We start from the raw sequence: 20,466 nt of genomic DNA, 5'->3' as shown, positions 1-20,466 counted from the left end.
AATAAAATTATAAAATAACCCGTATCTTTATAGGCCGAAATAAAAAAGATTAAGAACCCATATGGAACCGTTTATACATCTGCACGTACATACCCAGTATTCACTGCTGGACGGACAAGCATCGATCGACGCTTTGATTGACAAAGCGCAAAAGGATGGTATGCCGGCGATTGCCGTCACTGACCATGGTGTGATGTTCGGAATAAAAGAGTTCTTCAACAAGGTATCCAAAAAAAACGGCAAGCCGTTAGGAGCCATCAAGGACTATGAAAAAGAGCTGAAAGAGCTGAAAAGTAAAACGGAACTGACCGCCGAAGAGCAAGCCCGCCTTGAAGAAATACCTGCAAAGATCGAAGAAGAGAAGAAAAAAATATTCAAACCGATCTTCGGTTGCGAGTGCTATTGTGCCCGTAACGGACGGCATAGCAAGCTTGCTTCACAGAACGACCGAAGCGGATGGCACTTGATCGTGCTGGCTAAAAACCTGAACGGTTACAAAAATTTGATCAAGATGGTTTCCTTATCCTGGACGGAAGGATTTTACGGACGTCCGCGCATCGACAAGGAGTTGTTGGAAAAATATCATGAAGACCTGATCATTTGCTCTGCCTGTATCGGTGGGGAAATTCCGCAGCATATCCTGAACGGACGGATGGACAAGGCCGAAGAATCGGTTCTTTGGTTCAAGAACCTGTTCGGAGAAGATTACTATCTGGAAATACAGCGGCACGAGACACATGACCCGAACGCCGCACAAGATGTATACCCCCACCAAGTTACGGCAAACAAGGCGATTCTGGAACTGGCACGTAAACACAATATCAAGGTTATCGCGACCAACGACGTTCATTTCGTCAATGCGGAAGATGCGGAAGCTCACGACCGCCTAATCTGCCTTAGTACGGGTAAAGATTTGGATGACCCGAACCGTATGCGCTACACCAAACAGGAATGGATGAAGACGACAGCAGAGATGAATACCATCTTTTCTGATATTCCTGAAGCCCTCAGCAACACACTGGAAATAGCCGACAAGGTGGAATTCTACTCCATCGACCACGGTCCTATCATGCCGACCTTCGCCATCCCGGAAGATTTCGGGACGGAAGAAGAATATCGCCAGAAATTCACCGAACAGGACTTATTCGACGAATTCACCCGCGATGAAAACGGAAACGTTGTCCTGAGTGAAGAGGCCGCACACGACAAAATAAAAAAATTAGGCGGTTACGAAAAACTATACCGCATCAAACTGGAAGCCGACTACCTGAAAAAGATCACATACGACGGGGCAAAGATTTGCTACGGAGATGATCTGAACGACGAAGTCAAGGAGCGGCTGAACTTCGAGTTGCACATCATGAAGACGATGGGGTTCCCCGGTTACTTCTTGATCGTGCAAGACTTCATCCGGGCCGCCCGCGAAGAACTGGGCGTTTCGGTCGGTCCCGGCCGTGGATCGGCAGCTGGTTCGGCTGTTGCCTACTGTCTGGGGATCACCCGCATCGACCCGATCAAATATGACTTGCTGTTCGAACGTTTCCTGAATCCGGACCGTATTTCCCTCCCCGATATCGATACCGACTTCGACGATGACGGCCGCGGGGAAGTACTCCGTTGGGTAACGGAAAAATACGGGGCCGAACGTGTGGCGCATATCATCACGTATGGTACGATGGCGACCAAATCGGCCATCAAGGATGTCGCACGTGTACAGAAGCTTCCGCTTGCCGAATCGAACCGCCTCGCCAAACTCGTTCCGGACAAGATTCCGGATATGAAGAAGTTCAAGCTGAAGGATGCGATCAATTATGTGCCGGAGCTGAAAGAAGCGGCTACCGGAAACGACCCGCTGGCACGCGACACCTTGAAATATGCCCAAATGCTGGAAGGTAACGTGCGCAACACAGGTGTACATGCCTGCGGCGTCATTATCGGACGTTACGATATATCGGATGTCGTACCTGTCAGTACGGCCAAGGACAAAGATACCGGTGAAGAGATGCTCGTCACCCAATATGAAGGTTCGGTGATCGAAGAGACCGGTTTGATCAAGATGGACTTCTTAGGACTGAAAACACTGTCCATCATCAAGGAAGCAATTGAAAACATCCGGCTGACGACCGGCCATGACCTGGATATCGACCATATCAGTCTGGAAGATCCGGCAACTTACAAACTGTATTGCGACGGGAAAACCACAGGTACCTTCCAGTTTGAATCCGCTGGTATGCAGAAGTACCTGAAAGAACTGCAACCGTCTAAATTCGAAGACTTGATCGCGATGAACGCCCTGTATCGTCCGGGACCTATGGATTATATTCCTTCCTTTATCGCCCGTAAACAGGGAAAAGAAGAAATCAAGTACGATATTCCCGTCATGGAGCGGTATCTGAAAGACACATATGGCATCACCGTCTACCAAGAGCAGGTCATGCTTCTGTCACGTCTGTTAGCGAACTTCACCCGTGGCGAGAGTGACGCCCTCCGTAAGGCAATGGGTAAGAAGCTGATCGAAAAGATGAACCACCTGAAATCCAAATTCATGGCGGGTGGAAAGACGAATGGTTACAAGGAAGAAACTTTGCAGAAGATATGGTCCGACTGGGAAAAATTCGCCTCATACGCCTTCAACAAGAGCCATGCCACCTGCTACTCATGGGTAGCCTATCAGACAGCTTTTTTGAAAGCGAACTACCCGTCCGAGTATATGGCTGCCGTCTTGAGCCGAAGTTTATCGAATATTGTGGATATCACGAAATTCATGGACGAATGTAAGGCGATGGGCATTCAGGTGCTCGGACCGGACGTGAACGAGTCGATCCTGAAGTTCAGTGTGGACAAGAATAAGAACATCCGCTTCGGTCTGGGTGCTGTGAAGGGTGTCGGCGAAGCCGCCGTGCAGAATATCATTGAAGAACGGAGGAAAAACGGTCCGTACAAAGATATCTTTGATTTTGTGGAACGTGTCAACCTGACTGCCTGCAACAAGAAAAACATCGAATCGCTGGCATTAGCCGGTGCTTTTGACAATTTCGGCATCCAGCGGGAACAGTTCTTTGCCGAAACCGGAAAAGGAGAAATATTCCTTGAAACACTGGTTCGCTATGGCAATAAGTTCCAGACAGACAAGAGCACGGCTACCAATTCCCTGTTCGGAGGAGATGCTTTTATCGCCATCGCCAAACCAGAGATTCCCAAATGTGAACGTTGGAGCGACCTCGAACGCCTAAATAAAGAAAAAGAACTGGTCGGTATCTATCTTTCCGCCCATCCGTTGGATGAATACCGTATTATACTGACATATGTATGTAATACCGGCATGGCGGAAATAAACGACAAGGAAAACCTGGTAGGCAAAGACTTGCTGTTCGGCGGTATCGTTACGGACTTTCGCGAAGGGATGACCAAAAAAGGGAATCCTTACGGCATTATCAAGATAGAAGATTTTACCGGTAGCGGCGAAATAGCATTGTTCGGTAAAGATTACGTCGATTACAGCAAATTCGGCAAGCGCGGCATGTACCTGCTGATCAAGGCGCGTGTGGAAGACCGCTACAATTCAGGTCGCCTTAGCTTATCTATCGGAGCCATCCAATTGCTGCAGGAAGAGAAAGACCGCCTGATCGAAAAGATCAGTATCACGGTCCCGATCCACGATTTGGACGAACCGACCATAAACGAACTGTCGACCTTGATTAAAAACAATCCGGGTCAGAGCCTGTTATATTTCAAGGTGGTTGACGGCGAACATAATGTCATACAGAATTTTTTCTCACAAAACATACGGCTTAATGTCACACGCAACCTAGTCGAATTCTTGCAAACGAACGAGAATATGGATTTTAAAATTAACGGGTAGTATTTGTATGGTATAAAAGAATTTGTACTTTTGCACAAAATTCGAATATATAATTCATAATTAAAGATATGGCACTACAAATTACAGATGCAAATTTTGAAGAGTTGGTAAACTCTGGTAAGCCTATGGTCCTTGACTTCTGGGCTGAATGGTGTGGTCCTTGCCGCATGGTTGGTCCGATCATCGATGAACTGGCTACCGAATATGAAGGCCGTGTTACTATCGGCAAAATGGATGTAGACAACAACAACGACGTGGTTGCACAATTTGGCATCCGTAATATTCCGACCGTTCTTTTCTTCAAAGACGGCAAGGTAGTAGATAAACAGGTAGGTGCTGCTCCTAAAACTACATTCGTATCTAAAATAGAAGCTCTTTTATAATTTAATAGCGCGAAGCATTTCGCGTTTTCCTGGGGGGCCGGGTATTCTTTCGACAGAATATCCGGCTTCTTTCATCATACGTCTGACGACACCTTTCGCACAATAGGTTGTCAAAACACCGCCTCCGGTCATGCGGGCATACAGTCGGTTGAAGATTTCCTGATTCCACATCTCCGGCTGCTTATCGGGAGCGAACGCATCAAAATAGACCAGGTCGATCCGATCCGGCAAAGCACACGTATTACTGTCTCCTTGTATTTTATGCAGTCCAAAGAAATCCGTAACCTGGACCGCAACATTCCATTCCGCCTGATGCAAGGCTTGGAAAACATCTTTCCGTCCGGCACAGATCATTTCGCCGTAATTCAGGCTCTCGATCACGTCCATATCAAGCGGATAAAGTTCAACCGAATAGTAATGTATTTTCCGTTGATGTACCTCGGCATCCAACAAAGTCAAGAAGGCATTGAGCCCAGTACCGAAACCTATTTCCAGAACGACGATTTCTTTCCGTTCCAGATGGTGTAACCCAGCTTCAATAAAGACATGGCGCGACTCCTGCACGGCGCCGTTCACAGAATGGTAGTGTTCGTCCATTTCGGGGATAAAAAGCGTATGGCTCCCATCCGCCGTCAGTTGCAATTCCCGTTTGATATGATTCGTTGCGTTCTGCATGTATTTCTATAATATGCCTGCAAAGGTAAGTTTTTAATCCCGGTTTTTATATACCTTTGTAACCATAACAAGAATCAAAGATGACCAAAAAATTTATCTTTCTTTTACTCTTGATGTTTACGGGTTTACAAATAATGCAGGCCCAACAAACATATTCAATAAAAGGGATTGTAAAAGATGCCGCCAACGGCGAACCGGTTAGCTTCGCCAATGTGGTCATCTGGAACACGATAGAAGGGACTGTCACTGATTCGATCGGCCAATTCGAGATCACCGGAGTCTCTCCCGGAAGCTATCGCCTGCAAGCCTCCTTTATCGGTTATAAACCAACAGTTACGGCTGAATTCAGAATTTCCAACAAGGACATGTTTTTTCCGATCGAACTGGAAGAAAGTAGTGAAAGCCTGCAAGAAGTGAGCATTGTCGCCTCTCCTTTCCGCAAGACGGCAGAAAGTCCGCTCGGACTGCGCGTGATCGGATTCAAAGAGATCGAGAAAAGTGCCGGAGGAAACCGGGACATATCCAGGGTCGTGCAATCTTTTCCTGGTGTGGCATCTACGGCTGCTTTCCGAAACGACCTGATGGTCAGAGGAGGAGGCCCGTCTGAGAACCGTTTCTTTCTCGATGGCGTAGAAATACCGAACATCAACCACTTCTCCACACAGGGAGCATCCGGAGGTCCTGTCGGGATCATTAACCCAGATTTCATACGCGAAGTCGATTTCTACTCTGCAGCCTATCCTGCCGCGCGTGGAAACGCTCTTAGCTCGGTTCTTGATTTCAAGTTGCAAGACGGAAACAAAGAAAAATTCTCCCTACGGGGAGTGATAGGAGCTTCGGATATCGGATTCTCTGCCAACGGACCGGCTGGGAAGAAGACGACCTACCAAGTGTCTATTCGCCGTTCATACCTTCAGTTCCTGTTCGACATGATCGGACTGCCTTTCCTGCCGACCTTCACAGACGCACAATTCAAAGTGAAACATACATTCGACCGGAAAAACGAACTGGCTATTCTGGGGTTGGGAGCCATAGACGACATGAAACTCAACACCGGTATGGAAGACATGAGTGAAAAGAACCAGTATATCTTAGCCTACCTGCCGGTGGTCAAGCAAAAGACATACACATTAGGAGCTGTTTACAAACATTACTCTGGCAAAAACATCTATTCGCTAATTGTCAGCCGGAGCCAGTTAAACAATAAGAATATCAAATACAGGGATAATGACGAAAGTTCGGAAGAGAACCTGACTCTCAATTACCGTTCGGACGAAATCGAAAATAAACTGCACAGTGAAAATATATTCCGTTTTCCTTTCTTCCGGCTGAATGTCGGCGGAAACCTCGAATATGCGACCTACACCAATCGTACATACCAGAAACAGTTCACCACGATCCCCAGAGTGATCAACTATCACACAGATCTAGGACTTTTGAAATGGGGGCTTTATGCCACAGCCATATACGAAAGCGACAACGAGCGTTTCACCGCTTCTTTAGGAGTACGGGCGGATGCCAACGACTATTCGCCGGAGATGAACAACCTCCTGGATCAACTCTCGCCCCGTCTCTCCCTTTCCTACCGTTTGTTTGGAGCGGTCTATCTGAACGGAAGCATCGGCAGATATTACGAATTGCCACCTTACACGGTTCTAGGATTCAAAGACAATCAAGGTAATTACCTGAATAAAGCCAACCACCTGACTTATATCCGAAGCGACCAGGCAGGACTCGGACTGGAATATCGCCCTTCCTCGTATCTGAAATTCTCGGCAGAAGGTTTTTACAAGAAATACGACCAATACCCGATGTCATTAGTCGATAGCATTCCACTCGCCTCCAAAGGTACGGACTACGGGGTTTTAGGAAACGAAGCAGTCAACTCGACTGCCACCGGAAGAGCATACGGCCTCGAACTTACCGGCCGGTGGTATAATTATAAAGGGCTGACTTTTATCGCTTCCTACACCTATGTCCGGAGCGAATTCAAGGATGGACGCGGGAGCGGAAAATACATTCCGTCAGCTTGGGACAACCGCCATCTCTTTACATTCAGCGGGACCTACGCACTGCCTAAAAACTGGGATATCGGAGCCAAACTAAGAGTTGTGGGCGGTGCGCCCTATACCCCTTACGATGTTGAAAAAAGTAGCCTGGTCGAAGCTTGGGACGCCAGCGGCAGTCTCTATTACGATTACAGCCGCTTCAACAGCGAACGGTTAAAACCTTTCACCCAACTGGATATCCGGATAGACAAGACCTTCTATCTGAAAAAGTTCATGTTGGGGGCCTATATTGACATTCAGAATATTCTGAATTCCAAATATAAAGAACAGGATGTGTATATCAAAACAGGTAAAATCCTAAATCCGGACGCACCTCTCGACCAACAACGATATGAACTAAAACCTGTAGAACGACGTACCGGGACCCTATTACCCAGCATAGGACTCATGATCGAATTTTAGAAAAGTGTTGATTTATGCAAGCTTATACCAAATAATTTCTATTTTTGCATGCGGGATTCAAAAGGAATCTATTTGGGAGTTTAGAATAAAATTTACTTAATGGGCAAATCATCAGACTACAAAGTAATGTACAGATGGCTATTTTTTTTCACTGTCATATGCCTACTCTTCACATGCCGGGTCCATGCTGATGAAAATAACCCTATCCTGATCATCAGTTCTTACAATCCCGACACACGCAATACGACGCAAAATATTTCCGAATTCATGGAAGAGTATAAGAAACAGGGGGGAAACTCGCCTGTCGTAATCGAGAACATGAACTGCAAAAGCCTGCCCGAAGCTCCCCTCTGGAAGGAAAGAATGCGTAAACTGCTGAACAAATATCAGGGAGAAAACAGCCCTAACCTGATCGTTATACTCGGACAAGAAGGATGGGCCTCCTACCTTTCTCAAGATGACAGCATAATCCGAGATATTCCGATACTTTGCGGCATGGTCAGCCAAAATGCCGTCTTATTACCTGACAGTAATATAAACGTAGCGGAATGGACTCCCGAAAGTGTAAATGTAGAAGACCTGAAAAACAAGAGAAGAAACCTGGCTGGATTCGTCTACAACTATGATATCAAAGCCAATATAGAACTGGTCCGGAAATTGTATCCGAGCACCAAACATTTTGCCCTTATCACAGACAACAGCTATGGCGGTATTTCTCTCCAAGCCCTGGTAAAAAAGGAAATCGGCAAAATAAAGGGGATAGACTTCATCCCTCTGGACGGGCGTAAGAACGACATCTATAACATCATCGAGGAGATCAAGCAGTTACCCCCGCAAAGCATCATTCTTCTGGGGACCTGGCGTGTAGACGTCAATGACGGATACTATGTCGGCAACGCAACTTACACCATGATGTTGGCAAATCCCAAAGTACCGGCATTTTCACTGACTTCCATCGGACTGGGGCATTGGGCAATCGGAGGCTGTATACCCCAATACCGCTCCATAGGAAAAGATCTGGCCCGTCAGGCTCTCTACCTTTTAAAGGAACATCCTGAAAAATTGGACACGGAAACAATTCCGAACCTATATACATTCGATGCCAAGAAACTGAAAGAACGGCACATCTCGACAAAAGAACTGCCTCCTCATTCCGTATTTATTAATACCGAGGTAGGATTATTCGTCCAATATAAATTTGAAATCCTATTGTTGGTCGCAATCGTGTTGTTACTGTTCCTGATCATGGTGCTTTACTTTTACCTGCGCACCAGCAAGCTGAAAAATAAATTACTGATCCTGATCGACAAACAGAAAGAAGACGAAATAGAACTGAGAAAAGCCAAAGACAAGGCAGAAGAATCCGACCGTTTGAAATCGGCTTTCCTGGCCAATATGAGCCACGAGATCCGTACGCCGCTGAATGCAATTGTCGGTTTCTCCAACCTGCTGACCATGGCGGAGGACGAAGAGGAACGGAATGAATATATCAATATCATCAGCAGCAACAATGAATTGCTCCTGCAACTAATCAACGATATCCTGGACGTAGCCAAAATCGAGGCCGGCACATTGGAATTTATCGACTCTGAGATAGACATCAACGCCCTATTATCCGATATCGAGCAATCGTCCCGCCTAAAAGCACCCGAAGGGGTACAGATTTCTTTTGTCGAAAAAATGCCTTATTGCATCATCATGTCGGACAAGAACCGATTGGCACAAGTCATAACGAACTTCATCAACAACGCGATCAAGTTTACGAAAGAAGGAAGCATCCGGTTCGGCTACCGGCATAAAGACGATAAACTGTTATTCTACGTCAGAGATACGGGATGTGGCATAGAACCGGAGAAGAAAGATCTTGTGTTCAACCGTTTCGTAAAGCTGAACAGCTTTGCACAAGGGACAGGCCTGGGACTTGCCATCTGCCAGATGATCGTCAAAAAAATGGGCGGTGAGATCGGTGTGGAATCCCAATTGGGAAAAGGTTCGACTTTCTGGTTCACTTTGCCGGATACCGTCATTCATGGCATTAACGTTCAGTCGATAAAAACGGCGGTAAACGAAGATGCTATAATCGACAACACGAATCCGAAAAAAGCGACGCTGCTGATCGCAGAAGACAACGAAAGCAACTACATACTGATCCGTGCGGTCCTGAAAGAATACGACCTATTGCATGCCCACGATGGTAACGAAGCCGTCCGGCTTTATCGCGAACACCGTCCCGACCTTATCCTGATGGATCTCAAGATGCCGGACATGGACGGATATGAGGCAACTGTCGAAATCAGAAAAGAAGACTCCGACATTCCTATTATTGCCGTAACCGCTTTTGCTTTTTCAGAGGATGAGCAACGAGTAAAGCAAAACGGCTTCAACGGATACGCGGCCAAGCCGATCAAACCGGCGGAATTGAAAAAAATCATTGTCCAATATCTCTCCCTTACAACACACGCGTCTGGGGAAATTGCAAAGTGAAAGTAGTTCCTTTCTCTTCTTCTGAAATAACGGAAATACTACCGCCATGCCGGTTCATGATCTGCCGGCAAACACTCAGACCGATTCCCGAACCGCCCTGTTTAGTTGTAAAAAACGGAACAAATACCTTATCCATCGCTTCCGGCACAATGCCGTATCCGTTGTCGGAGACCGTAATCACCGGAACACCTTCACGCCTGAACGCATTCACCCGGACTTCGGGATAAGGACGTTCCTGGCATGCCTCGACTGCATTTTTCAACAGGTTTATCAACACCTGTTCAATCATGGCACGATCCGCATAAATACGCAAGTCTATCGGCCGGACAGAGAAAGAGAACGAAATAGCACCGGCAGGATACAGCCCCCTTAAATCGTCAAAAAGAGAGGAAACCGGAAACAACTGCTGCATCGGAATCGGAATACGAGTCAGTTTCCGATAATTTTCAACAAAATCCAATAACCCTTTGCTCCGACGGTGTATCGTTTGCATGGCTTGCAACATAATGCTGTAATCCCGCTCGTTCAACCCGTTGGAACTCGCACGTTCCGTCACCGTTTCCGACAAGGAAATGATAGGGGCGATAGAATTCATGATCTCATGCGTCAAGACACGGATCAGCTTTTGCCAGGCTTCTGTCTCCGCCTCCGCCACCACCACATTGTACAGACGGGTCCGAAAAGCAGATAGCGCTTCATTCATGGCACGCGTCAGGTTGGCTTCGGGCCCGTCTGTCGAAGGGATAGGAAAAGACAGATTCATATCTCCATAGTGGATGTTGGCAATCAGATGCTCCATCTTCTGAAGCATTTTCCGCTGATCCTGATAAAGGGAAAAAGCAGTTCCCAGCAAGATTATAAAACACATGACAGCCGTAAAATACAATTCCTTCAAAAGCAGAAAGGCAATTAAAAGAGATAGCCCGACCAGCAACCCGATCTTCAGAAAAAGGAGATATCGTTTCATAGGCCCAACTTATCCAATTTCCGGTACAAGGCAAAACGGGTGATTCCCAGCAGCTCGGCAGCACGCGTGATATTCCCGTCCGCCCGACGGAGGGCTCGTTCAATCGCTTCTTTTTCGAGAACGCCCAGGTTCAATTCTTCCGGCTCCCCTTTCTTTTGGGCTGGTGCAGGATGCAGCATAAAGTTTTCAGGTCTCAGCATGGGACCATCCGAAAGAATCACGGCACGCTCGATCGCATGTTGCAGTTCGCGGACATTGCCCGGCCATGCATAGCTTTGCAATTTCGTTTTCGCATCTCTGGTAAGCCCTCCTATCTTTTTCTTATACTTGCGGGCATAACAGTCCAGAAAATAATCGGCCAACAGCAAGATATCATTTCCCCGTTCGCGGAGTGGAGGGATATGCAACTCGATCGTATTGATCCGGTACAACAAATCCTGCCGGAAAGTTCCTTCCTGTACCATCGCATGGATGTCCATATTCGTGGCAGAGATCAGCCGGACATCGATCGGCACGGAACGGGTAGCACCCAGACGGAGAATCTGCCTTTTCTCGATAGCTGTCAATAACTTCGCCTGCATCGGCAAGCTCAAATTACCGATTTCATCCAGAAACAGGGTCCCGCCGGAAGCCACTTCCATACGTCCGGGCTTATCGCGCCGTGCATCCGTGAAAGCTCCTTTTTCATATCCGAACAGTTCGCTTTCAAATAATTGTTCCGGGATACTCCCTAGATCGATACTGATAAAAACCTGGTTGCAACGGGGCGAATGATGAAAAAGAGCGCGTGCAATCAGATCCTTTCCAGTCCCGTTTTCGCCTAAAATCAGAATATTGGCATCCGTATCCTTCAGTTTGGCAATCGTGGCAAACAATTCCTGCATGACATCGCTCTCACCGATAATCTCAAAGCCGGTATCATCAGGGCTTCCTAATGCCTCGACCCGCTGTTTCAATGTATTGATTTCCGTACGGCTTTCACGCAGTTTCAAGGCTGCCGAGAGAGTAGCAAGCAGTTTTTCTTTTTCCCAGGGTTTCGGAATAAAGTCGGTAGCCCCCGCCTTTATGGCACGTACGGCCTTTTCCGTATCTGCATAGGCCGTAATAAAAAGAACCACGGCATCGGGGTCGGCGGCCTTTATCTTTTCGAGCCAAAAGAACCCCTCCTGTCCGCTGATCGCATCCCGCCGGAAATTCATATCCAATAAAATAACATCGGGCACGAATGTCGACATAAAATGCTCGATCCGTTCCGGCTGCGTCGTCACTTTTATCTGTTCCACATAAGGTTCAAGCAACAGATTCAACGCAAAGAGGACATCTTCGTTATCATCTATAATCAATATTTTCCCGTTCTTCATATTCCTGGTATTATTCTATCTCGTGTAAAAAATCATCCTTGACGTGACAAAGATATGTATTATATATACGGAATGTATGTGCGATACTGCACATAATTTGTGCGAAATAACACGTTTTTTCATACACTTACAAGCAAGCTAATAGTAACATATTAAGAATGTTTGGAATACATATAGCCTTTTCTTGCATAATAAGCATCTTCATTACAACATGTCAGTATGTAATGATTCTCTACACCCGGATGTTCGAGGCGTCAACATCCGGGTGTAGGGAGCGTCAACATCCGGGTGTAGAATGCCGGAAGATGGGCATGTTTCCGAACATTTCTGCTTGCTTTCCACTCTTTTCCTCCTTGTTTTCTGCAAAAAAGGACCTTATGTCGACGAAATAACTTGCTCACAAATACATATAGATACGCTTCCCGCTACTTTCAGAACAATACCGGTTCCCCGTTTCAATTGATACAAGTGTGACACAGGAGTGATACATGAATCCGGCATGTATCACTCCTTGTACATCATGCTTATCAATACTTACAAAGCAAAGCGTGATAGAGTGATAGAGAATCCCGCAAAACCATAAAGAGATGTCTATCGTTTCTTAATACAATTTCAGCCTGAATATACCGTGCTAATCCGCACGTAAATTGTGCGGATTAGCACCCTATCCATATCACTTCACATCACTATTTACATAAGTACCAACCTTTTACAAAAATGGCATATTATTTGCTTCATTTTTGCCATGAAACAAATAATATACATAGCAATACTATTTCTGCTCCCCTTACAGCTCCAGGCGCAGAAAACACTTACGCTGACATTGAGCGAAGCTATCGAAATGGCACGTCGGAATTCTCCTGAAGCGATTGCCGCCCGTCACGCTTTCAGGGCTTCTTACTGGAACTGGCGTTCGTTCCGGGCTAAACAGTTGCCGAGCCTGACGCTTACTTCCGATCCGAGCTTGAACCGTTCCATCCAGTCTGTCACCTTGGAAGACGGTAGCGACAAGTTTGTGCATCGGAACCAACTCTCAGTCGATGCCAGCCTCGAAATCCAACAAAATATAGCCCTTACAGGGGGAAAGGTTTTATTGAAAACCGGACTTGAAAGACTGGATATGTTTACCGACAATATCTCGTCTTACAAAAGTACTCCGGTCGTCGTAGGATATGAACAAGACTTATTCGGCTTCAATGACCTTAAATGGGAACGCCGCATCGAGCCGATTAAATACGAAGAAGCAAAAAAGACCTATATCGAAACACTCGAACTGGTAGCAGCCTATACGACCAACCGCTTTTTTAACTTGGCTACGGCACAGACCTCGCTGGAAATCGCGAACTATAATTTTGTATACGCCGACACGCTTTACCGGTATGCACAAGGACGTTACAATATCGGAACGATCACCGAAAACGAAATGCTCCAATTGGAACTCAACAAACTGACCGAACAGACAAACTGCCTCAATGCGCAAATCGAGGTCGACGATTATATCCAGTCGCTCCGCAGTTATCTGGGCATTTCCGAAAATATAAACTTGGTAGTGATTCCCGACGACAGCATCCCTCACTTCACAGTCGACGTAAACGAAGCCATGCAGCTTGCTTTCCAAAACAACCCGGATATCAGCGCTTTCGAACGCCGCCGGCTGCAAAGTGAAAGCAACGTTGCCGAGGCAAAAGCCAACCGGGGTTTTAAAGCAGCCTTATATGCACAGTTCGGTCTGACGCAAAGCAACGAAAAGCTGAAAGAATCCTACCGCGACCCGATGGACCAGCAATTGGTGACATTGGGGATACGCATACCGATATTGGACTGGGGCGTAGGTAAAGGCCGGGTGAAAGTGGCCAAAAGCAACCGCGACAAGGTTTACACCGAACTGGAACAGGAGCGGATGGATTTCGAACTGAACGTAGCCAAGATTGTCAAGCAATTCAACATACAGGCAGGAAAAGTTGCCATAGCCTATAAAACAGACCAAACGGCCCAGCGCCGTAACGATGTGGCACGCAGGCTCTACCTGTTAGGCAAATCGACGATTCTCGACCTCAATGCCGCCATAGCCGAAAAAGACAATTCTCGCCGTGCTTACATCGCGGCTTTATATAATTATTGGAATCTCTATTACGGTCTCCGCAGCCTGACCGGTTACGATTTCGAGAAGATGATCCCGATCACAGAAGACTATGAACTCCTTTTAAACAATTGACAATTCATAAATCATAAATTATAAATCATATACATGGACAAGCCCATAGCAAAGAAACCCGTTTATTACCGCTACCGCTGGCATATCGCCGGGGGAATCGCATTTATTGTTCTTCTCGTCTATGTCGGGATCGCCGCCTCTGGTGGCAGGAAACTTCGTACCGATGCAGAAAACCTGATCATCGGAGAAGCGACAAGCGACAAATTTCTGGAATATGTAGACGTCGAAGGTGTCGTGCAACCCATCCTCACCATCCAGATCAACACCCGCGAAGCCGGCAGCGTGGACAGGATCATTGCAGAGGAAGGAACTATGATGAACAAGGGAGACACGATCCTGACACTCAACAATCCCGACCTTATCCGCGCCATCGAGGACCAACAGGATGAATGGGAAAAGCAGCTGATCTCTTATCAGGAGAAAGAGATTGAGATGGAACAGAAAAGTATCGACCTGCAACAAAAGACCTTACAAACGACCTACGAACTGAACCGGCTCAAAAAAAGCTATGCACTCGACGAAGAGGAATTCAATATGGGAGTCAAAAGCAAAGCACAGCTCGAAGTGGCCCGGGACGAATTCGACTATAAAACCCGAAGCACCGCTTTGCAGTTGGAAGGTTTGCGCCATGATAGTGCAGCTACGATCTTGCGCCGGGAGTTGATGAAAAACGATCTTGAACGGGAACGTAAAAAGTTCGAACGTGCCCGGGAACGCATGGAGGACTTGGTTGTTCGTGCTCCTCTCTCCGGACAACTCAGCTTTGTGAAAGTAACTCCCGGACAACAGGTGCAAAGTACCGAAGCGATCGCCGAGATCAAAGTCCTCGATCAGTTCAAGATCCATACTTCCCTCAGCGAATACTACATCGACCGGATCACCACCGGTCTACCCGCCACCATCACCTGGCAAAACAAAAAGTACCCGCTCCGGATCACCAAAGTCGTTCCGGAAGTCAAAGACCGTAACTTCGATGTCGACCTGGTCTTTACGGAGGCAAGCCCGGAGAACGTACGCATCGGAAAAAGTTTCCGTGTCCAGATCGAACTCGGACAACCGGAAGAGGCCCTCGTCATCCCACGTGGCGACTTCTTCCAGGCCACCGGCGGCCAATGGATATACAAACTGAACGAATCCGGCACGAAAGCCCGGAAAACCCCGGTCAGCATCGGTCGCCAAAACCCGCAGCAATACGAAATAACCGGTGGCCTCCAACCGGGCGACAAGGTGATTGTCACAGGATATAGTACCTTTGGGGATGCGGAAGAACTGATTTTAAAATAATATTCGAATCATGATACTACAACATTATATCAAAATTGCATTTCGTAACTTGGCAAAATATAAAGTACAATCTGCCATCAGTATTGTCGGCTTGGCAATCGGGCTGATCTGTTTTACATACGGATGGAACTGGTACAGGTATGAAACGAACTACGACGGGTTCTATCCACAATCCGGACAAATTTACCGAATATACGGAATCGATAAACAAACGGGAAAGAAATCGGAGGAATTACCGCTTATTCTGGCACGCAAACTGAAAAAAGATTTCCCGGAAGTAATAGAGACAACGCAGATTTATTCCAAATACGGCTCGACTTTCAAATATGGAGAAACAAGGTTAGAGGATCCGGACGAGGAATTCATTGACGAACAGTATTTCAAATTCTTTCCACGTCCCGTAATTTGCGGTAAAAGGGATGATATCCTGAAAACGCTGGATGAGATAGCCGTCACCCGCTCTTTTGCCGTGAAATATTTCAAAACACCGGAGGAAGCATTAGGCAAAACCCTTGAAAACGGATATCGTAAAAGCATTACGATCGTGTCCGTCTTGGAAGATTCGCCCAACAACTCCATGATGCAAGCCGATGTTTATGAACTGGACAAATTCGACCGTGACCGGGAAAACCGGATCACGGACGAAAAACAATGGGCCTTGCTAAACACTAAAATCTATCTATTATTAGCACCCAACATTAATATAAAAGCTTTTGAGAAGAAGATCAATTCTTATATAGTCGAACATGAATATAATAAATCAATTTTGTTAAAGTTGGTTCCCCTGACAGATGTCCGTCATACATTCGGAAGTGAATTGACATTTAATCTTTCCTACATCCGGACATTCACGGTAACCGGCCTCTTATTGTTACTCTGCGTTTTCTTTAATTTCACCAATCTGCTGTTGAATCGTATCTACTTACGGAACAAAGAAATGAAATTGAGAAATGCGATCGGCGCTGATAAAAAGAACTTGGTTATCCAGTTGTTGCTGGAATTGACGTTACTTGTCGGGATCAGTTTTCTATTGGCTTCCTGCCTGTTGGAATTAACCGTTGGCGGTTTCTCACACCTCTTCGAAACGACATTACAACGAAAATTATTATTTAGCCATCTTTGTATCATAACAGGTATTAGCTGGTTGATACTCACGATTGTCAGCCTACCGTTATTCTTGCATTTTGTACGCGCTTCTTCTCTATTAATATCCGGAGGAATCTCTCCTACCCGGAAAAGCGGCTACCGCAAAATCAGCATGATACTCCAACTATGTATTTGCATATTCTTCCTGATGAGCACATTTATCATGTTCAGGCAAATATCTTTCATGAAACATAAAAACTTGGGATTCCAGAAAGAGGGTCTGATACAGATGGAAATGACATTCAACGACCGGGAAGGAATCAGTCGCGAGATTTCTTCATTGGCAGTCCTAAAAGGATTCACACAAGCCGGAATATTTACCATCACCCATGAACCTTATACACAAAACGAAGTCGAATGGGAAGGTAAGCCTCTGGATTTCAATCCAAACTTCCAAGTCCTGCAAGTAGGCAGCAACTTCTCGGAAGTTTTTAACATACCGATGCTGAAAGGCCGTTTCATCAATGACGGCGATCTGGCAGACAATGGAGATTGGCGAGCCTCTTGGACAAAAGCCGTCATCAATGAAGAAGCTGCTCGCATCATGGGCATCGATAACCCGATCGGCAAGAAAATCAGTATTTGGAATTATACGATCATGCAAGACGGAAGCAGAGGACGTGCCGAAATGGAGATCGTCGGGATCATCCAAAACTTCCAAGCGGCCAGTTTGCGCAACCCGATCCTGCCACAAGTGATCGTAATCGACCAAAGCAAATGGAACAGTTATTTTTATTATGCCCGTACCGAACCCGGAAAAGAAAAAGCCACGATCAAAGCAATCCGGAATATATTCAAAAAACACTCTAAGTCAGGCGATCCCACTACCTGCAATGTACAGACCATAAGCCAGATACTTGATCGGCTCAGCACTTCCGAAGATGCCAGCCTGCAGCTCTTTACTTTGCTAGCCCTGTTCTGTACGCTAATCTCCATCTTCGGGCTTTATTCCATTTCATCCAGCAATATGGAACAACGAAGGAAAGAAATTGCCATACGGAAAGTGATGGGAGCCTCTGCCGGCACGATTGTCAAAATGTTTTTTATGGAATATCTGACAATTGCATTGATAGCCAACCTTCTGGCATTGCCACTCGCGTGGTTGTTCATGCAAAGTTGGTTGCAGCAATATGCCTATCGGAGCCATATCTCTGCCTGGATGTATATCGTAATCGTATTTGCCACCATCACTCTGATCATCGGAACCGTCCTCTATCAAACGATACAGGCTGCCCGGACCAATCCTGCGGAAGTGATCAAATCGGAATAATAACAAACTAAATCATTGAACCATGCTATACCATTACATCAAAATAGCTTTCCGTAATCTCTTGAAATATAAATTGCAGTCATTCATCTGTATCGTCGGGCTCGCAATCGGATTTACAAGTTTCGCGTTATCGTCGCTCTGGATACGATATGAACTGACCTACGATACGTTTAGGAAAGACGCAGACCGGATCTATTACGTCCGGATGGAATCGGAAACCGATGACCAAGGATTATCAAGCGTTACACCTTACCCGCTGGCCCGATATTTGAAAGAGACATTCCCGGAGATAGAGGAAAGTTGCAACACGAGTGCCTGGAAAACCGATTTCCTCTACAACGAGAAGAAATACGAATCTTTCGACATGGTCATGGATTCAGCTGCCGAACATATGTTCGAAATAGAACTGATCTCCGGTAGCCGGGATTTTATGATCCCGAAAAGTAACAAGATCGCGATCACGGACAAGCTTGCCAAAGAGGTCTTCGGCACAAAGGACCCATTAGGTGAAAAACTGAAAATTTGGTCTGACGATATGGAAATATGTGCCATAGTCAAAAGTCAGGACCAGCACTCGAATTTCCCGTTCGGAATACTGAAGCCGTCCCGACAAACGGAGGAATGGAACGTAGCCTATTGTCAGACTTTTATAAAGGTCCGTCCGGAAACGGATATGAGAGCTTTTAAAAAGAAACTTTACGAACATAAAATAAAGAAAGACAGAGACTCGCTGAGTCATTTCGTTCTGACGTCAATCACCGCCATGCGGTATGACCACCCCGAAGAAGAGCCAACTATCAAGTTCGAACATATCTTGCTATTCGCTCTTGCCGGAGGATTGGTAATCCTGTGCGCACTATTCAACTATCTGACCCTGTTCGTGAACCGTATACGAATACGCAGTAAAGAGATCGGGCTTCGGAAAGTGTGCGGCTCGTCTGACGGCAATCTGTTTGTCCTGTTCGCTTCCGAATACCTGCTTACGCTTTCCATCTCTCTTTTAGCCGGAATAGCCTTGATCGAAATCATACTGCCTGTATTCCAAGAATTATCGAATGTAAAAACGGATTCGTTCAGTCTCTATCTGGAAACATTCGTCTATTTCGGATTCATCACCTTACTGGCTTTCCTGTTCTCTTTATTCCCTATCTACTATTTCAGGAAGCGTTCGCTACAAAAGGCCCTTAAAGGTTCGTCTGACGGAAAAGGAAAGAACCTCTTCCCCAAAGCAAGCCTTACCTTGCAATTAATAATCAGCATCGGATTCATATTCTGTTCGTCGGTACTAATCAAGCAAATCCATCACTTGCACACCACCGATATCGGACTAAACCGGAAAGACCGGGGCGATGTCCGTATATATCCCCAAACAGACGGTTTGAAAGAAGAAATTGCCAAACTCTCCTCCATCGCCGAAGTATATCCGGATGAAAACGATCCACTATTTCCAAGCCATTCACGTTCCTACAGGTCCTTTACCGATTGGGAAGGCAAGCCGGCCTCTGTGGAAGGTCTTACGATCCAAATAATCCCATGCAACAATCGCTACTTTGAATTTTATGGTCTGCAATTGCTAAAAGGCAAGTTGCCGGAAGGAGATACCGAACGGCACATACTCCTAAACGAAGCAGCTGTAAAGGAATTGAAGATCGACAACCCGATTGGCAAAACACTTAGCCGCAAAGATCAGAAAGGATTTATCATCGACGGCATTTTCAAAGACTTTTATATCGCACCTCCTACCGTTCCGGTAAAGCCGGTTATGCTCGAGTTCAGTCCGGGAAAAAAGAATATACAGAATGATTATTCAACGACTGCCATATTCCGGCATCAGCCGGGAAGCCGCGAACTGTGCAAACAACAGGTTGAACAGTTGGCAAAGAAAATGCAGCCGAACGCCGTCGACATACATGTTACTTTTATGGAAGAAGAGTATGAAAAGTTTCTGAAATCGGAAAAGGCGCTACTCAAGATGCTTGACTTCGTGACTATAGTCTGTATTTTGATCTCATTGTTCGGCGTATTCTCTCAAGTAACTCTGGACTGCGAACAGAAGAAGAAAGAAATCGCTGTCCGTAAAGTAAACGGGGCAGAAGCCTCCGATATCATGAGAATGTTTTTTGCCGGTAATCTCCGCCTGCTATGCATCGCTTCGGTTATAGCATTTCCGGCCAGTTACCTGATCATGAAATCATGGATTGAAAACTATGTGTTGCAAGCAGCAATCAGTTGGTGGCTTTATCCGGTCATCTGGGGTGTACTGGTCCTGCTGCTGATTCTTTGTACCGGTTGGCGCATACAGAAGGCAGCGAACCAGAACCCGGCAGAAGTGATCAAGTCGGAATAAG

At 46.2% G+C, this 20,466-nt stretch carries 11 protein-coding genes; 8 read left to right on the top strand and 3 right to left on the bottom strand.

Annotation, left to right across the window (positions count from 1 at the left end; genetic code table 11):
* The first annotated feature begins 61 nt into the window (after positions 1–61).
* Positions 62–3,862, top strand: coding sequence for a DNA polymerase III subunit alpha (gene dnaE, locus KTG12_RS08285; RefSeq protein WP_046452207.1), 3,801 nt, complete (start codon positions 62–64; stop codon positions 3,860–3,862).
* Positions 3,863–3,930: 68 nt separating this feature from the next.
* Positions 3,931–4,245: a thioredoxin gene (gene trxA, locus KTG12_RS08280; RefSeq protein WP_005637649.1), complete on the top strand. Its 315-nt coding sequence runs from the start codon at positions 3,931–3,933 to the stop codon at positions 4,243–4,245.
* On the opposite strand, the gene mnmD is transcribed toward trxA, so the two are convergent.
* Entirely contained in the window at positions 4,240–4,920 is a 681-nt protein-coding gene (gene mnmD, locus KTG12_RS08275; RefSeq protein ID WP_005637651.1) for a tRNA (5-methylaminomethyl-2-thiouridine)(34)-methyltransferase MnmD, read from the bottom strand. The genes trxA and mnmD overlap by 6 nt on opposite strands.
* 80 nt (positions 4,921–5,000) lie before the next feature.
* Here mnmD and KTG12_RS08270 point away from each other — a divergent pair, with 80 nt between their 5' ends.
* Together KTG12_RS08270 and KTG12_RS08265 are read left to right on the top strand one after the other, a co-directional pair.
* Entirely contained in the window at positions 5,001–7,391 is a 2,391-nt protein-coding gene (locus tag KTG12_RS08270) for a TonB-dependent receptor (RefSeq protein ID WP_155143563.1), read from the top strand.
* Between the two features lie 99 nt (positions 7,392–7,490).
* The gene (locus tag KTG12_RS08265; protein ID WP_155143561.1) at positions 7,491–9,875 is read left to right on the top strand and encodes an ATP-binding protein; all 2,385 of its coding nucleotides are present in this window, start codon (positions 7,491–7,493) and stop codon (positions 9,873–9,875) included.
* On the opposite strand, the gene KTG12_RS08260 is transcribed toward KTG12_RS08265, so the two are convergent.
* Together KTG12_RS08260 and KTG12_RS08255 are read right to left on the bottom strand one after the other, a co-directional pair.
* Complete coding sequence (locus tag KTG12_RS08260) at positions 9,841–10,842, bottom strand: PAS domain-containing sensor histidine kinase (protein WP_155143559.1); 1,002 nt, start codon at positions 10,840–10,842, stop codon at positions 9,841–9,843. The genes KTG12_RS08265 and KTG12_RS08260 overlap by 35 nt on opposite strands.
* Positions 10,839–12,203 (bottom strand): sigma-54 dependent transcriptional regulator, encoded by a 1,365-nt coding sequence (locus tag KTG12_RS08255; protein ID WP_155143557.1) that lies wholly within the window; start codon positions 12,201–12,203, stop codon positions 10,839–10,841. Before KTG12_RS08255 ends, KTG12_RS08260 begins: the two co-directional genes overlap by 4 nt.
* A gap of 745 nt (positions 12,204–12,948) precedes the next feature.
* Between KTG12_RS08255 and KTG12_RS08250 the strand changes: the two genes are divergently transcribed.
* The 4 genes from KTG12_RS08250 to KTG12_RS08235 are packed head-to-tail and all read left to right on the top strand — an operon-like array spanning position 12,949 to position 20,465.
* The gene (locus tag KTG12_RS08250; protein WP_138272783.1) at positions 12,949–14,418 is read left to right on the top strand and encodes a TolC family protein; all 1,470 of its coding nucleotides are present in this window, start codon (positions 12,949–12,951) and stop codon (positions 14,416–14,418) included.
* Positions 14,419–14,451: 33 nt separating this feature from the next.
* On the top strand, positions 14,452–15,702 hold the full coding sequence (locus KTG12_RS08245; protein WP_022321911.1) for an efflux RND transporter periplasmic adaptor subunit: 1,251 nt from the start codon (positions 14,452–14,454) through the stop codon (positions 15,700–15,702).
* 10 nt (positions 15,703–15,712) lie between these two features.
* Positions 15,713–18,118 carry an ABC transporter permease gene (locus KTG12_RS08240; RefSeq protein WP_022321912.1) on the top strand — a complete coding sequence of 802 codons (2,406 nt, stop codon included), beginning with the start codon at positions 15,713–15,715 and terminating at the stop codon, positions 18,116–18,118.
* 22 nt (positions 18,119–18,140) lie between these two features.
* The gene (locus tag KTG12_RS08235) at positions 18,141–20,465 is read left to right on the top strand and encodes an ABC transporter permease (RefSeq protein WP_155143555.1); all 2,325 of its coding nucleotides are present in this window, start codon (positions 18,141–18,143) and stop codon (positions 20,463–20,465) included.
* The last annotated feature ends 1 nt before the right edge of the window (position 20,466 follow it).

The sequence above is a fragment of the Parabacteroides sp. MSK.9.14 genome, assembly GCF_019041495.1.
Taxonomy (GTDB): Bacteria; Bacteroidota; Bacteroidia; order Bacteroidales; family Tannerellaceae; genus Parabacteroides; species Parabacteroides merdae.
The sequence above is the reverse complement of the archived record's forward strand: the minus strand, read 5'-3'. Positions and strand labels throughout refer to the sequence as shown.

Excerpts from the sequence above, each read along its gene's own strand:
- dnaE (WP_046452207.1), top strand. The coding sequence starts at position 62 with ATGGAACCGTTTATACATCTGCACGTACATACCCAGTATTCACTGCTG.
- trxA (WP_005637649.1), top strand. The coding sequence starts at position 3,931 with ATGGCACTACAAATTACAGATGCAAATTTTGAAGAGTTGGTAAACTCT.
- mnmD (WP_005637651.1), bottom strand. The coding sequence starts at position 4,920 with ATGCAGAACGCAACGAATCATATCAAACGGGAATTGCAACTGACGGCG.
- KTG12_RS08270 (WP_155143563.1), top strand. The coding sequence starts at position 5,001 with ATGACCAAAAAATTTATCTTTCTTTTACTCTTGATGTTTACGGGTTTA.
- KTG12_RS08265 (WP_155143561.1), top strand. The coding sequence starts at position 7,491 with ATGGGCAAATCATCAGACTACAAAGTAATGTACAGATGGCTATTTTTT.
- KTG12_RS08260 (WP_155143559.1), bottom strand. The coding sequence starts at position 10,842 with ATGAAACGATATCTCCTTTTTCTGAAGATCGGGTTGCTGGTCGGGCTA.
- KTG12_RS08255 (WP_155143557.1), bottom strand. The coding sequence starts at position 12,203 with ATGAAGAACGGGAAAATATTGATTATAGATGATAACGAAGATGTCCTC.
- KTG12_RS08250 (WP_138272783.1), top strand. The coding sequence starts at position 12,949 with ATGAAACAAATAATATACATAGCAATACTATTTCTGCTCCCCTTACAG.
- KTG12_RS08245 (WP_022321911.1), top strand. The coding sequence starts at position 14,452 with ATGGACAAGCCCATAGCAAAGAAACCCGTTTATTACCGCTACCGCTGG.
- KTG12_RS08240 (WP_022321912.1), top strand. The coding sequence starts at position 15,713 with ATGATACTACAACATTATATCAAAATTGCATTTCGTAACTTGGCAAAA.
- KTG12_RS08235 (WP_155143555.1), top strand. The coding sequence starts at position 18,141 with ATGCTATACCATTACATCAAAATAGCTTTCCGTAATCTCTTGAAATAT.